Raw genomic sequence first — 14,091 nt, 5'->3', positions numbered from 1 at the left:
CCACATCCCTTGAAGGAATGGTGACTTTAAACCATGTTCCCGCTGCGCTCAAAAGTAACTACCGTCGGACGCCAGGCCTCTGGCGCCCGGGCCCTGTGGCGCGCAACCGGCACCAAGGAAAATGACTTTGGTAAACCGATCGTGGCCATCGCCAACTCCTATACCCAATTCGTCCCCGGCCACGTGCACCTCAAAAACGTCGGCGATATTGTCGCCGATGCCGTACGTGAGGCCGGCGGAGTGCCCAAGGAATTCAACACCATCGCAGTCGATGATGGCATTGCCATGGGCCATAGCGGCATGCTGTACTCGCTTCCCTCCCGCGAAATCATCTCCGATTCCATCGAGTACATGGCCAATGCCCACACTGCCGACGCCCTGGTATGCATCTCCAACTGCGATAAAATCACCCCCGGCATGCTCAATGCTGCCCTGCGGTTAAATATCCCCACCATCTTTGTCTCTGGTGGGCCAATGGAGGCAGGAAAGGCGGTCGTTGTAGACGGCGTAGCCCACGCCCCAACCGACCTCATAACGGCGATTACGGCCTCCGCCAATGATGAGGTCTCGGATGAAGGACTGACCCAGGTCGAAGCATCTGCCTGCCCCACCTGTGGTTCCTGCTCCGGCATGTTTACCGCCAACTCTATGAACTGCCTGACCGAAGCCCTCGGCCTTGCACTGCCCGGCAACGGTACCACCTTGGCCACCCACACGGCCCGCCGCGGCCTATTCGAAAAGGCCGGCACCACCATCGTCGATATGTGCCGTCGCTATTACGGCGAAGAAGACGAATCGGTCCTTCCGCGCAACATCGCTACCAAGGAAGCTTTCACTAACGCCATGGCCCTAGACATGGCCATGGGTGGCTCCACCAATACCATCCTGCACACCTTGGCGGCCGCGCAGGAAGGCGAGGTGGACTTCACCCTGGATGACATCAACGACATCTCCTACCGCGTACCCTGCCTGTCCAAGGTAGCGCCCAACGGGACCTACCACATTGAAGATGTTCACCGCGCCGGCGGCATTCCCGCCATCTTGGGCGAGCTTCGCCGCGCCGGGCACCTCAACCTCAAGGTACATACAGCGATATATGACAACGCCGAACAGTGGCTCGATGACTGGGATATCCGCAACCCTCACGCCACCGATGAGGCCCGCGAACTCTACTACGCCGCCCCCGGCGGTGTGCGCACCACGGAGCCCTTTTCCCAATCCAACCGCTGGGACGAGCTCGATACCGACGCCGCCAATGGTTGCATCCACGACGCCGAGCATGCCTTTTCTTCCGATGGTGGCCTCGTTGTCCTGCGCGGCAACCTCGCTCCCGACGGGGCCATCGTCAAGGCAGCGGGCGTCGAAGAGGAGCTGTGGACCTTCTCCGGCCCTGCACGAGTCGTAGAGTCCCAGGAGGAAGCGGTATCTATCATCCTCAATAAAGAGGTTCAGCCGGGCGATGTCGTGGTCATCCGCTATGAAGGCCCGGCCGGTGGCCCTGGCATGCAAGAGATGCTCCACCCGACTTCCTTCCTCAAGGGTGCCGGTTTGGGCAAGGCATGCGCCCTGATTACCGATGGCCGTTTCTCCGGCGGTACTTCCGGCCTATCCATCGGACACATCTCCCCCGAGGCTGCTCACCAAGGACTTATCGGGCTCATCGAAAACGGCGACACCATCTCTATTAATATCCACGAGCGCGAGCTCACCCTAGACGTGGATGAGGAAGTACTGAAGCGCCGCCGCGCCGCCCAAGAACAGCGCGAATCCCCTTGGACCCCAGTAAGCCGCAACCGCCCGATCACTAAGGCACTGCGTGCATATGCGGCAATGGCAACCTCAGCTGACCGCGGCGCGGTTCGCGTGGTTGACGGTTATGTGAATTAGCAGGAGATAGCTGCTAAATTGCTGTGCTTCGGTGGGGTGCGCGCCTTTTGCCCGCAAATCACATAAGATATCCTGCGATGAAATTCGCGCGTACCCCGTTATTCCGCTATGCCCTGGCCTTACTGGGGCTCATTTTTGGCGCTCGGAAGATCGTCCAAGACATCCACATTACGGACTTCCCCATCGATATGGTGGTCTACCGCGAAGGCGTCAAGGCCTTCCTTGAACACCGCTCTGTCTACAGCGGACCCATGCTGGCCGGCGATATTCAATTGCCCTTCATTTATCCACCCTTTGGCGCGCTGGTCATGGTTCCGCTAACGGCCTTCGACGGTATTGACCACGACATGGCAGGCGACATCATGGTTATTCTCTCTGACCTGCTCGTTCTCGTTTGCCTTTACTTTGTCTTCAAGGCCGTGCTGAAAAATCCGGAGTTCCTCCTGCCCGTCGCCGCCATTACTTGGGCAATTGCATTGCGCTTTGAGCCGGTTGACCTCAATAACGGCTTTGCCCAAATCAATATCGTGGTCATGACGCTCGTTGTCCTCGACCTCGTTCCGCGCCGGCGCTTCCTACCGCAAGGAATCCTGATCGGTCTGGCGGCCGCCATCAAAATAACCCCTCTGGCCATGCTGCTTTACTTCCTCGTGCGCAAGGAGTGGAAGCAGATCGCCACAGCGCTCCTTTCCGCTGTTGCGGCCACCCTCCTTGCCGCAGCCTTCCGCTGGGACGCGTTCGTGGAGTTTTTCAGTTCCAAATTGCTCGATATGGGCTCTGGCGGCGACTTCGGCGTGGGGACTGATTACCAGTCGAATAGCTCTATCAAGGGCGCCATTCAGCGCATGTATTCTTCTTCGGAGGCCATGGACGCTAATGGTCTGGCCATCAACATCGCGTGGATCGCCGCCTCCCTCGTGGTCATTGCATTCGCGGCGTGGCTTATTAAGCGCCTGTGCGAAGAGCATTTGCTTGTCGACGCCCAAATGGTCACCGCCCTCACTCTCCTCCTCATCTCCCCCGTTTCCTGGTCACACCACTGGGTCTGGCTCACGCTCATCATCCCAGTCTTTCTTTACCGCGCCTGGAGCTGGCTTTCTACGGGATGGGCCGCGGGCAGCCTTCTTACCGTCCTCGTCGCCTGGTCAGCCATGCTGCTGACCGTCCCGCCCAAGTGGTGGTGGGGCGATCAAGTCGATGTCCACGCCATGGAGCGCTACCAGAAGTTCTGGGTGGATGACTTCGTGTGGCTAACCATACTGACCGTCGCACTTTTCGTAGCCGCTTTCTATGCATCCCAGCGCAATAACCGGAACGCGAATACCGCTACTCCTGTCCCGCTAGCGTCTTAAGCGCTGCAAGGTGCGAATCGAATGCGGCCTTACCTTTAGTTGTGAGCATTACCCATACCGTGTCCTTGCCACGTGAGGATCCATACTCACGAAAGCGACTGACATACCCCTCTTTTTCCAGTGCGCTTAGCTGCTTAGACAGCGTGGCATCGGATTGATTCACCTTGTCCCGGATCGCCGCAAAGCGCATCTCCTTATTAATGGCACCTTCCACTGCCCCGGCAGCATTAAGTACCGCACAAATCTTAAACCGGTTAAGCGGGTGAATTACTGGATCAAGCTCACTCATCACCGCTCGCCTGCTTGTCGTCTCTATGGCCACGCGTGGACATATCCATTGCTCCCGAATTGAGAGCCCAAAACACACCCACGCCCCACAGCGTGAATACGGTGGCCGCAATCACCATGTGCCCTTCGAGAAAGGTCTGGAAAAACGTAGGGGCAAACATTAGAAAAAATCCGAGATAGTACTTCCAGTCCGGCTGCGGCTGGTCAAAAGGATTTTGTCTATAGCCTGCACGTACGTCACGCTTTTTAGCGCCTACCCAAAGGCCTACACCCACGCAGGCAATTATGACTCCGAGAGATAACCATAGCGGCATACCTTCCCCAAATTGGCTCAGGCCAAACCACAGTCCTGCTAACGCCGCAGCAAACAATGCATTAAGCGCGGTCTTCCGCCCTGCGCTCTGGTCTTGCTCCATTTCTTCATTAAATGCCAGTGCCTCGTGCACGCTGTCTTCCATCGTCTCTATCCCTTTCACCCTCGAATTTCGTTGTTTTCCACTTTAGAAAATATCATACTTTCCCTCCTGGAAAGCAAGGGGTAAAAGAAAATCCGCCGCGTGCGCGACGGATTATATTTTGGCGATTATTTCAGCGGATTAACTCCCGCACCGAAGAACCACAGTGCTACGAGAATCGCTACGCCGATAAGCACAAAGACCCAGGAGGTGCCCAGCGGGCGGCGTGCCCAGGAGCGCTTGAAGTCAAGGGAAATAAAGCCCGGGCCAGTAAACTGCAGTCCCACAGCGATAACGAAGAGGACCAAAGAAAGCCAGACGGAATCTGGCCAGCTAAAGACGTCCAAACCGGCATCGGTCTGCGCTAGCTCGTGGACAGCGCTAAAGCCGGTCACTACCAAGCCCAGCATGGCAGCCAGAGGCGTAATGAGTCCCAGCAACAGGAATACACCAGCGATAAGCTGCATGGTCGGAACCGCAATCGACAGCGCGGTATCCCAAGCATAGTTGGCAAAATCACCCTCTAGACCGGACAAGCCCTGGCTATCGCCGAGCTCGAAGAAGGTTTTTGCACCGGCAATGATTAGGTAGGCGCTCAGTGCGATGCGAATGAATAGCAGACCAAAGTCGATAGTGCCGCGGCGCCCATAGCGGTGGTAGCCTTCTTTTTCTTCCTGTTCCGCCTGCAAGCGGGCCTCGCGCTCCTCTGTGGTTTCTGCGCTGGCGGCACCTTCTTCAGGGGCGTCGGCAGTAGCAAGTGCCGATTCCTCCTCGGCACTAACCGGCGTGGCCGACTCCGGTTGCGCAAACGCTACAGTTTCCTCGCTGGCGCCGCTTTGCTGACGCGCGGCTTCATTCGCGCTGGAGTAGGACATTACCTCAGTTTCAGGGCGGTCTTGCCGCGCCTGGGAAGGCTTGATCTCCTGCGGCTCAGCGCGGCCGGCGCGCTCGAAGAGGCCAGGCTTCGAGTTCTTCTCGCTGGAAACGGAATCTTTGCTGGCGGGCTTGGCGTTATAGGTAGGCACGCCCATGTCTTCATCTAACGGTGTGGCTTTATCCGGCTGTTTATCGCTCATAGCTCCAATTTAAGGCACGGGCCTGCGCTTTTGTGGTACCCGCCACGGCGCGCCGTTGCAGCAAACTGGCTAGAGTGCCTCCAAGCCGCTTGCGGCCTCAATCACCGAACGCGTGAGCTCACCCAAAACCTCCGATTCCAAACGCCAACGTTGCCAATATAAGTCGATATCGAGCGGGGAGTCATCAAGAAGCACCAGCTCTTTCGCCTCCAAAAGCGGCAGTGCCTGGGCTTGGGGCAGCAATCCCCACCCCAAGCCAACGCGAACCGCCTCTAGGTAGCCCTCGGAAGAAGGTATCTGCGACACTCGTGCACGGACTACGGCGGAATCAATAAAGCGCTCGCGCATCGCATCATCCAATACCTGATCGTTGGGGCCGTATCCCACCAAGGGCATGGTTTCCCAGGTCAGCCGACCGCTATGGAAACTTTCTGCAATATGCGGTGCCGCGACTGGAAAGTATCGCATGGTGCCCAAAAAGCTCGACTCGCAGCCCGAAACTGGTGTGGCCTCTCTCGTTACTGCGCCCAGCACATCGCCACGGCGCAACATTGCCAGGGTGCGCGCTTCATCCTCAATCCGGATACGCAACGCGACGTCGCCCCGCCGCGCGGTATCGTTAAGAACCCTCCTAAACCACGTCGCCAAAGAATCTGAATTTACAGCGACAGATAACGGTACTCGGGCTAAGCGCTGGCCTAGGCGGGCATCCGTTTCTGCTTGCACCAACGCCATGCGGCGCGCGGACTGCACAAGGATCTCGCCCGCTTCCGTGGCGGTTACCGGGGTGGCACGGCGAAGGAGTACTCGTCCGGTGCTCGACTCCAAGGCCTTGATACGCTGACTCACCGCAGACGGCGATATACCGAGCATGGCCGCGGCAATATCGAAGCTGCCTTCGTCCACGATCGCAAGCAAGGTTTCTAGGTGCACCGGGTTCATGAAGCTATTCTAAACCAACTGAAGAAGCATTAACTGGACTAATCCAGCCTAAGAAATCACACTAGAAGGCATGTCCATCGTGCTTGCTGGTTTCTTTCTGGGATTATCGCTCATCGTGGCCGTCGGCCCGCAAAATGCCATGCTGCTTAAATTCGGCATCCGCCGTGATCACATCGGTTTAATCATTGCCGTCTGCGCGCTTTCCGACGTCATCCTGATTACCTCCGGCACAGCCGGCGTGGGCTACCTGGTCGAAAAGTTTCCCAACGCCCTGCAAGTCCTGAAATACGTTGGCGCGGCTTACCTGGCCTATTTTACTTTTACCTGCTTCCGCGATGCGTTAAAGACGAAGGGCGAGGCCATTGAGGTCGAATCCACACAGCCTAAGGTCCCGCAGGAAGTAGCCACCTTCGATGGTTCCACGTCACGCAGCACGACGAAGACTAAAACTCGGGTGGAGATAAAGCGCTCCCCCTCCTGGGTTAAGCCACTATTGACCGCCCTGGCCTTAACGTGGCTGAACCCAGGCGCCTACGTAGACGTGGTGGTCATGCTCGGCAGCATCGCCAACCAATACGGCGAATCAGGGCGCTGGCTTTTCGCCGTGGGTGCTATCTGCGCCAGCTTCACTTGGTTCCCCTTCATCGGCTTTGGCGCTGCACGTTTTTCCCATGTGTTGTCCCGACCCACGGTATGGCGTTGGATCAACTTCGGTATCGGCGTCATCATGATTGGCCTAACGCTCAAGTTGCTCCTGCTCTAGGGGCCGGGTTCAAAGGGCCGCCTAATTGCCGCGAACGCGCGACGCGGTCGCACCGGCCCACCGGTTGATTCCGGCGTCGTGGGCGACGTCGTCAATCGCGCCCAGCTCCTCTGCACTGAAGTCGAGGTTGTCCAGTGCCCCTAGGTTATGCTCGAGCTGCTCCACCGAAGAAGCGCCCAACAGCGCCGAGGTTAGCGTGCGATCGCCTTGGTCGCGCAGTACCCACGAAATAGCCATCTGAGCTAGAGACTGTCCACGCTTACGCGCAATATCGTTGAGGTCGCGAATCATGGACAGGTTCTCCTCGTTGAGCCAGCCCTTTTCCAAGGTCTTATCTTGTGCCGCGCGAGAGTCTGCGGGAATGCCATCGATATAGCGATCGGTCAGCATGCCCTGTGCCAGCGGCCCGAAGCCGATGACTCCCAATCCGCTACGCCCGGTGACGTCAAGCAACGACTCGCCATCTTCGCCCGGACGCTCAATCCAGCGGTTGAGAATGGAATAGCTTGGCTGATGAATCAGCAATGGGCAGCCTTCGTCTTCCATGAATTCCACGGCCTCCGCGGTAAGCTCCGGACCGTAGGAAGAAATGCCCACGTAGAGGGCCTTGCCGGAAGCTACGATATCGCGCAGTGCATAAAGGGTTTCTTCCAGCGGGGTATCTGGATCCGGGCGGTGGTGATAAAAAATGTCCACGTAGTCCAAGCCCATGCGCTCGAGAGACGCGTCCAAGGAACTCACCAGATACTTGCGGGAGCCACCAAAGCCATAAGGGGAATCATTCATCACCCAGCCGGCCTTGGAAGAGATGATCATTTCATCACGGAAGGGACGGAAATCGCGGGCGAAGATGCGGCCGAAGTTGTCTTCGGCGGCGCCAGGTTCTGGGCCATAGTTATTGGCCAAATCGAAATGAGTAATCCCCCGGTCATACGCTGCACGTAGAATCTCGCGCTGCGTGGCCAGGGGACGATCGTCACCGAAGTTCTGCCATAGGCCAAGGGAAATGGCCGGCAGCTTCAGCCCAGAGTTGCCTACTCGGCGGTACTCCATCGAATCATAACGGTCAGATGCGGGTGCATAGATACTCATGGCACCCATTGTCCGCTTAATTCTTCGGTTTGTCAGTCTGCGGAAGCTCCTCATCTTCCTCGGGGTCGCCGGATGCCCCGGTTTCTTCGACCCACTTTTCAATTTCCTCCGGGGTGCGGTCGGTTTCTACCGCATCGCGCTCGGTGTAGTAGGAGTAATCGTGGCGCTTTTCTTCGTACTTTTCCTTGTCAAAGTCCACGTCATCGTCGCCGTCGAGCTCTTCGGTGACTTCCTCCACCAGCTCATCGTAGAGGGCCTCGTTGTCCATATTGGAGTCCTCGATGTGCTGGCCAATTTCATCGTCGTAACGCTCGGCGTCGTAATCCTTGTCTGGGTGCAGCTTCAGGTGCATGAGGGCTCGTACGCGCTCGCGACGCACTGCCTCGTCCTGAATCTGGGACTGGCTACGGAACCACGCAAAAACCAAGATGGCGACCATGAGGATTCCCATGTAGCCAATGATTGGATAGATGTAGTTCATCAAGGTCTTAAAGCCGGCAAAGGAAACAGCGAAACCAGCCAAGCAGCCGATGACGAAGATGACCGGGTAGCGCTTCTCATGGCCGGCAGACAGGCGCTTACCCAGCGCGTAGAACATGCCGATGGCGGTATTGAAGATCATCAAGTAAATGATGACCGCCATGACAGCGCCCAATGTGGGATTGACGTCATCGACCAGAGACAACATCGGAATATCGGAGCCTTGTGCCTTATCCGAGTTCATCAGCAAAGAGAAACCGGCAAGACCCATCATGACGGAGTAGATAATGCCGCCCACGACGCCGCCCCAGCCGGCCTCGCGCGGGCTAATATTATCGCCGCCGATAACCAGGGACATAGATACGGCTAGCATCAGAGCAAGGCCGTTGTAGTTCAGTGCGGAAATCAGCCAGTTGCCAATCGGAGTATCGATCTGACTCGAAGCGTCTAGGGCCGCCCCAATGTCATCCGGCATATTGAGTCCGGTGTAGATGGCTACGCCAATGACCGCAATGATGATGGACGGTGTGACCGTACCGATAACCTTGGAAACCTTATCCACGTCGAGCATGCCGACGAGCAAGACCAAGACCAGCATGAGCGTGGAACCAATCCACGTCTTCCAGCCAAATTGCTGTTCCATGTTAGAGCCGGCACCGGCCAGCATCACAAAACCAATGGCAAAGAGGGTGATGATGACCGCCACATCCAGCAATTTGGAGACGATCGGGTGGGTGACATTGCGGAAAACAGTATTGTGTTCCGAGGCGTGGAAATAGCTTCCCAGCTGCAAGAACACTGTACCCGCGAGGGTCATGACGAGTGCGGCGATAATGATGCCAGGAATGCCCCAGGTGCCAAAGGCAGTGAAGTACTGCACCACCTCTTGTCCCGTGGCAAAGCCTGCGCCGACCAACAAGCCCACGAAGGACATTGCAATGGCGATAATGTTTTTAGAAGACACAGTTGCCTAACTTTTGTAGCGAATATCTCTCGCATACTGGTGCGCGCGGCCCCTTTGTCCCCCGCTCCCCAGCACGTGGGCTACGCAACACCGATATGCGTTCCTTAAGGAATGGTACGTAAGTGACCCGCCAAACACCTACTGATGCATACCGATGTTGTGCTAAATCACATATGGGGATTCAGCGAAATCAACCAAACGCCTTAGTCTTCGAAGGTCGCGGTATCAATCACAAAGCGGAATTTCACGTCCCCGGCTACCACGCGCTCATAGGCAGCATCGACATCGTTGACGCCGATCTTCTCAATGACGGCACCAATGCCGTGCTCGGCACAAAAGTCCAGCATCTCCTGGGTCTCGGCGATACCGCCGATATTATTGCCCGTAAGCACCTTACCGCCGCTGACGAGGCTGCCCATATGGATTCCCAGCTCCTCTGGTGGCAGCCCTACCACGGACATGATGCCGCGCGGCTTGAGCAGCTGCAGGTAGTCATCGAGGGAGTACTGTGCAGAAATGGTGGACAGGATGACATCGAATTCGCCGCGGTGGTTGGCAAAGAAGTCCTCGTCCTCACCGGTGGCCAGAATGTGCTTCGCACCAAGCTCGTAGGCCTCCTTCTCCTTGCGCAAGGAGCGGGAAATCACGGTCACTTCTGCTCCCTTGGCCGCCGCGATTTGGACACCCATGTGGCCCAATCCGCCTAGGCCCACTACAGCGACCTTGTCACCTTCCTTGACCTGCCAGCGTGCCAGCGGCGAATAGGTGGTAATTCCCGCGCACAGCAGCGGGGCCGCTTCGTCAAAATCGATGTCCTCTGGGATGGTGCATACGAATCCTTCGTTGACGACTACCTTCTGAGCGTAGCCACCTTGGGTAATGGTGCCGTCCACGTCCTCGGAGTTATAGGTTCCTACATTGCCGTTAAGGCAGTTCTGCTCCTGTCCATTGCGGCATTGCTCGCACTCGCCACAGGAACTTACTAAGCATCCCACGCCAACGCGGTCGCCGACCTTGAATTTAGTGACCTTATCGCCCACGGCTTCTACAACACCGGCGATCTCATGGCCCACCGTCAGTGGGAAGTGGGCTTCGCCCCACTCGTTTTGAATGGTGTGGATATCGGAGTGGCAAATGCCCGCAGCTTTGATATCAATGACCACGTCATCCTCGCGCGGATCGCGGCGCTCGATTTCTACGACCTTAAAGGATGCGTCAGGACTTTCCTTTTGCAATACTTTGCTCTTAATTGACATGCCCACAACCCTACGCCCACCCCTACTGACCTCGCCTAACGAAAATAATCACCAATTTTGGCAGGAAATGAGGGCACAAAAAAGCCAGCCACGCGTCATGTTCGAGGAAGTGCGAGCGCGGCTGGCTTAATGTGGTGCTTAGTTCAGCATCTCTGCGATGAGCTTATTGACCTGACCAGGATCGGCCTTACCCTGGGTGGCCTTCATGACCGCACCCACAATGGCACCGGTTACCTTCTTATTGCCGGCACGGTACTTCTCCACGATGTCCGGGTTAGCTGCCAGCGCATCATCCACGGCCTTTTCAATGGCGCCATCGTCGCGTACGACCTCCAAGCCGCGCTTTTCGACGACCTCGTCGACGTCGCCTTCGCCCGCCAACACGCCATCTACCGCCTTACGCGCCAGCTTGGTAGTCAGCTTCCCTTCATTGACGAGCGCGATAACGCGCGCCACCTGCTGCGGGGTAATGGACAAACCTGCAAGGTCGGTTTCCTTCTCGTTGGCCTTGCCTGCTAGATAGGAAACCCACCAAGAGCGCGCCTCGTCCGGCTTCGCGCCGGCCTCAACGGTATCCACGATGAGGTCGAGTGCGCCGGCGTTGACCAAGTCGCGCATCTCTTCATCCTTGATGCCCCACTCTTCCTGAATGCGCGCACGGCGAACCCATGGCAGCTCCGGAAGGGTCTGGCGCAGTTCTTCTACCCACTCGCGTGGGGCGATGACCGGTGGAAGATCCGGGTCATTGAAGTAACGGTAATCCTCCGCGGTCTCCTTCGGACGCCCCTTGGAGGTAGTGCCGTCGGTCTCTTGGTAGTGGCGGGTTTCCTGATCGATGGTGCCGCCATCTTCAAGTACCTGTGCCTGGCGCTGCATCTCGAAGCGAACCGCCTGTTCCACAGAACGCAGGGAGTTGATGTTCTTGGTCTCGGTACGGGTGCCGAATTCTTCCTGACCCACTGGGCGCAGAGACAGGTTGGAATCCACACGCATCGAGCCCTGATCCATACGAGCATCGGAAACGCCTAGGGCTGCCACAAGCTCACGCAGAGCGGAAACATAGGCCTTAGCCACCTCCGGTGCACGCTCGCCGGCGCCGACGATCGGCTTGGTGACAATTTCAATGAGAGGAATGCCCGCACGGTTGCAATCCACCAAGGAAGCCGTAGCACCGTGAATACGGCCGTCCACGCCGCCCAAGTGGGTCAGCTTGCCGGTGTCTTCCTCCATGTGCGCGCGCTCAATTTCCACCCGCCACTCGGTGCCGTCCTCCAGAACTACGTCCAGGTAGCCGTCGTAGGCAATCGGCTCGTCATACTGGGAAATCTGGTAGTTCTTTGGCTGGTCCGGGTAAAAATAATTCTTGCGGGCAAAGCGAGAGGACTCGGCAATGGAGCAATTAAGCGCCAAGCCAATCTTGATGGCGCCCTCCACGCCCTTGGAATTTACTACCGGCAGCGCACCGGGCAGACCCAGTGAGACTGGGTCAACGTTGGAGTTAGGCGCTGCGTTGAAGTTCGTAGGAGAGGTAGAAAACATCTTGGTTTCCGTATCCAGCTCTACGTGGACTTCCATGCCCATTACCGGCTCGAACTTTTCTAGGACCTCATCAAAGTCCATCAGGTCATACATCGCAGCAGTCATGCGTGCCATCTTAATACGTCCATGCACCCGCGCGCTCACGCCCCTACGCTGAATATTATGACTACACCACATAGCGTTGATGCTCAGCTTATCGATGCCCCTTTGATCAACATCGCAGTCTTTCGCACTGCCCCCACGCCCGAGGAGGTAAGCGAGCGTTTGACCACCACTTTTGCCGATCGCTTGGGAGACATCACTCCGGGCAAGAATCCCGGTAGCCTCATGGCCGAGCTCGATGATTCATTCTTATTGCACTACCAAGCCATCGATACCCCTCCCACCCGCGATAGTTATGGTCTCCACCCCATTTTGAGCGCGGACGCACGCGGTCTCGATTCTGCCACCGCACAAATCCTCGTCTCCGTACTTCCCCGGGATGCAGAAGACAACGGTGCCAAGCAGTTTCGTGAGGCTCGCCGCGAGCACCTAGAGCTGCTCTCTAAAGCCACCGCTGTGGTAGCCGAACACCCAGAATGCCTCATCGTCCACAACCCCAGAGGCAACGTATCTATCGCTCCGAATACGTTCCTCGAGGCCGTTCGGGACAACCTTGCCCCGATGCACATTGCGCCAGTATGGCTCACCCAAAAGGGAAACAAGATTCTGGGTTATACCGTGGGGCTAGTCCAAGCAGGTCACCCCGAAGTCCAGGCGGCCACCGAATCGATGGATCCCACCGATCTCTATTACAAGCTGGCTAATATCGCAGACCACGTTCTCCAAGGCGCCACCGTCAAGGACGGCGACACCTTAAGCTTCGAAGAAGGTCAGCCGCCCCTGACCGCACAGGAAGAACCCTGGTTTGTAGACGAGTCTCTTCCAGCGGTCACGATTGGTTTCTAGCTAGTACTCTCCTTCCTACGGGAATCCACATAGCGGCAGATGGCAGCCAGCACCGCACCGGAAAGGTTGTGCCACACGGAAAAGACGGCTCCTGGCAGAGCAGCCAATGGGTTCATATACGTCGATGCCAAGGAGGTGGCCAAGCCGGAGTTTTGCATGCCCACCTCGACGGCCATCGTGCGCCGAGCAGCGACTGGCTGCTTGGTTATCAATCCGGCTAGGTAGCCCAGACCGTAGCCACACCCGTTGTGGATAATCACGGCGGCAAAGACCAGCGCACCGGCGCTGGCGATGGTGTCGTGCGCTCCGCCCACCACGATGCACACGATGGCGGAAATCGCCGCAACCGAAATCCAAGGCAATGCCGAGTTAATCCTTGCCACCACCCGCGGCGCCAGCATGCCTATGAGGATGCCGGCGACGACAGGAATGAGCACCACCTTCACAATGGACCATGCCATAGACGAAGCGGAAACCGGCATATACTCCCCTGCCAGCCACAAGGTCAGCAACGGGGTAAACACCGGTGCCAATAGGGTGGAAATCGAGGTCATGGTCACCGACAGGGCTACATCGCCACGCGCTAAATAGGACACCACATTAGAGCTCGTTCCACCGGGAGCGCAGCCTACAAGAATGACCCCGGCCGCTACCGCTTCTGGGAGGTCCATGATTGCTACCACCGCCAATGCCACCAGCGGCATGATGACAAACTGCGCAACTACTCCGATGAGCACGGGAAGCGGCCGGCGGGCCACCAAGGCAAAGTCCACCGGCTTGAGGGTAAGGCCCATACCAAACATGACAATGCCCAGCAGCGGGGTGACCTGCGGGGCAAAGGATGCCGCGGTATTCGGTGCAAAGTATCCAATCACGCCGCCGATAATCACGAGCACCGGAAAGCCTAGCGCTGCGATAAATGCTTGGCGGTCTTGAGCTGCGGAGGGCACAGTAGCCGCCGCCATCCGATTATCTGTCATGCTATCGATACTCATAGACAAAAGAATACGCTCCCACCCAGTGGGAGCGCTATCCTAATATTCGAAATG

The 14,091-nt window shown here is 57.3% G+C and carries 13 protein-coding genes; 4 read left to right on the top strand and 9 right to left on the bottom strand.

The genetic code is table 11. The annotated features are described in order from the left end of the window. Nucleotides 1-33: 33 nt before the first annotated feature. Complete coding sequence (ilvD, locus tag WMQ00_RS06965; RefSeq protein WP_340440816.1) at nucleotides 34-1,887, top strand: dihydroxy-acid dehydratase; 1,854 nt, start codon at nucleotides 34-36, stop codon at nucleotides 1,885-1,887. A gap of 77 nt (nucleotides 1,888-1,964) precedes the next feature. Then, entirely contained in the window at nucleotides 1,965-3,239 is a 1,275-nt protein-coding gene (locus tag WMQ00_RS06960; protein ID WP_340440815.1) for a glycosyltransferase family 87 protein, read from the top strand. Here the strand turns inward: WMQ00_RS06960 and WMQ00_RS06955 are convergent. The 4 genes from WMQ00_RS06955 to WMQ00_RS06940 form a co-directional block, all read right to left on the bottom strand. Continuing rightward, entirely contained in the window at nucleotides 3,214-3,528 is a 315-nt protein-coding gene (locus WMQ00_RS06955) for a transcriptional regulator (RefSeq protein ID WP_200287647.1), read from the bottom strand. The two genes, WMQ00_RS06960 and WMQ00_RS06955, sit on opposite strands and share 26 nt — an antisense overlap. Beyond that, nucleotides 3,521-3,985 carry a hypothetical protein gene (locus WMQ00_RS06950; protein WP_301716160.1) on the bottom strand — a complete coding sequence of 155 codons (465 nt, stop codon included), beginning with the start codon at nucleotides 3,983-3,985 and terminating at the stop codon, nucleotides 3,521-3,523. Before WMQ00_RS06950 ends, WMQ00_RS06955 begins: the two co-directional genes overlap by 8 nt. Nucleotides 3,986-4,110: 125 nt before the next feature. Then, on the bottom strand, nucleotides 4,111-5,058 hold the full coding sequence (locus tag WMQ00_RS06945) for a DoxX family membrane protein (RefSeq protein ID WP_340440814.1): 948 nt from the start codon (nucleotides 5,056-5,058) through the stop codon (nucleotides 4,111-4,113). Nucleotides 5,059-5,127: 69 nt separating this feature from the next. Then, nucleotides 5,128-6,000, bottom strand: a complete 873-nt coding sequence (locus WMQ00_RS06940; protein ID WP_340440813.1) for a LysR family transcriptional regulator ArgP — start codon at nucleotides 5,998-6,000, stop codon at nucleotides 5,128-5,130. A gap of 70 nt (nucleotides 6,001-6,070) precedes the next feature. Between WMQ00_RS06940 and WMQ00_RS06935 the strand changes: the two genes are divergently transcribed. Beyond that, on the top strand, nucleotides 6,071-6,763 hold the full coding sequence (locus tag WMQ00_RS06935; RefSeq protein ID WP_239208419.1) for a LysE/ArgO family amino acid transporter: 693 nt from the start codon (nucleotides 6,071-6,073) through the stop codon (nucleotides 6,761-6,763). 21 nt (nucleotides 6,764-6,784) lie between these two features. Here WMQ00_RS06935 and WMQ00_RS06930 read toward each other — a convergent pair whose 3' ends face one another. The 4 genes from WMQ00_RS06930 to gatB all read right to left on the bottom strand — a co-directional run bounded on the left by WMQ00_RS06930 (nucleotide 6,785) and on the right by gatB (nucleotide 12,199). After that, entirely contained in the window at nucleotides 6,785-7,855 is a 1,071-nt protein-coding gene (locus tag WMQ00_RS06930) for an aldo/keto reductase (RefSeq protein WP_284835757.1), read from the bottom strand. Between the two features lie 16 nt (nucleotides 7,856-7,871). After that, entirely contained in the window at nucleotides 7,872-9,299 is a 1,428-nt protein-coding gene (locus WMQ00_RS06925; protein WP_239208417.1) for a YkvI family membrane protein, read from the bottom strand. A 203-nt stretch (nucleotides 9,300-9,502) separates the two neighbouring features. After that, nucleotides 9,503-10,555, bottom strand: coding sequence for an NAD(P)-dependent alcohol dehydrogenase (locus WMQ00_RS06920; protein WP_340440812.1), 1,053 nt, complete (start codon nucleotides 10,553-10,555; stop codon nucleotides 9,503-9,505). 138 nt (nucleotides 10,556-10,693) lie between these two features. Then, nucleotides 10,694-12,199, bottom strand: coding sequence for an Asp-tRNA(Asn)/Glu-tRNA(Gln) amidotransferase subunit GatB (gene gatB, locus WMQ00_RS06915; protein ID WP_316331155.1), 1,506 nt, complete (start codon nucleotides 12,197-12,199; stop codon nucleotides 10,694-10,696). Between the two features lie 57 nt (nucleotides 12,200-12,256). On the opposite strand from gatB, the gene WMQ00_RS06910 reads away from it, so the two are divergent. Further along, entirely contained in the window at nucleotides 12,257-13,042 is a 786-nt protein-coding gene (locus tag WMQ00_RS06910) for a DUF4261 domain-containing protein (protein WP_239205668.1), read from the top strand. Here WMQ00_RS06910 and WMQ00_RS06905 read toward each other — a convergent pair. Beyond that, on the bottom strand, nucleotides 13,039-14,022 hold the full coding sequence (locus tag WMQ00_RS06905; protein ID WP_445293061.1) for a bile acid:sodium symporter family protein: 984 nt from the start codon (nucleotides 14,020-14,022) through the stop codon (nucleotides 13,039-13,041). The genes WMQ00_RS06910 and WMQ00_RS06905 overlap by 4 nt on opposite strands. Nucleotides 14,023-14,091: the final 69 nt, after the last annotated feature.

This window comes from Corynebacterium sp. KPL2825 (genome assembly GCF_037908445.1).
Lineage (GTDB): Bacteria > Actinomycetota > Actinomycetes > Mycobacteriales > Mycobacteriaceae > Corynebacterium > Corynebacterium kefirresidentii.
This window is presented reverse-complemented; position numbering and strand designations above follow the sequence as displayed.

Coding starts and splice junctions, on each gene's coding strand:
- ilvD (WP_340440816.1), top strand. CDS start 34: ATGTTCCCGCTGCGCTCAAAAGTAACTACCGTCGGACGCCAGGCCTCT.
- WMQ00_RS06960 (WP_340440815.1), top strand. CDS start 1,965: ATGAAATTCGCGCGTACCCCGTTATTCCGCTATGCCCTGGCCTTACTG.
- WMQ00_RS06955 (WP_200287647.1), bottom strand. CDS start 3,528: ATGAGTGAGCTTGATCCAGTAATTCACCCGCTTAACCGGTTTAAGATT.
- WMQ00_RS06950 (WP_301716160.1), bottom strand. CDS start 3,985: ATGGAAGACAGCGTGCACGAGGCACTGGCATTTAATGAAGAAATGGAG.
- WMQ00_RS06945 (WP_340440814.1), bottom strand. CDS start 5,058: ATGAGCGATAAACAGCCGGATAAAGCCACACCGTTAGATGAAGACATG.
- WMQ00_RS06940 (WP_340440813.1), bottom strand. CDS start 6,000: ATGAACCCGGTGCACCTAGAAACCTTGCTTGCGATCGTGGACGAAGGC.
- WMQ00_RS06935 (WP_239208419.1), top strand. CDS start 6,071: ATGTCCATCGTGCTTGCTGGTTTCTTTCTGGGATTATCGCTCATCGTG.
- WMQ00_RS06930 (WP_284835757.1), bottom strand. CDS start 7,855: ATGAGTATCTATGCACCCGCATCTGACCGTTATGATTCGATGGAGTAC.
- WMQ00_RS06920 (WP_340440812.1), bottom strand. CDS start 10,555: ATGTCAATTAAGAGCAAAGTATTGCAAAAGGAAAGTCCTGACGCATCC.
- gatB (WP_316331155.1), bottom strand. CDS start 12,199: ATGACTGCTGCGATGTATGACCTGATGGACTTTGATGAGGTCCTAGAA.
- WMQ00_RS06910 (WP_239205668.1), top strand. CDS start 12,257: ATGACTACACCACATAGCGTTGATGCTCAGCTTATCGATGCCCCTTTG.
- WMQ00_RS06905 (WP_445293061.1), bottom strand. CDS start 14,022: ATGACAGATAATCGGATGGCGGCGGCTACTGTGCCCTCCGCAGCTCAA.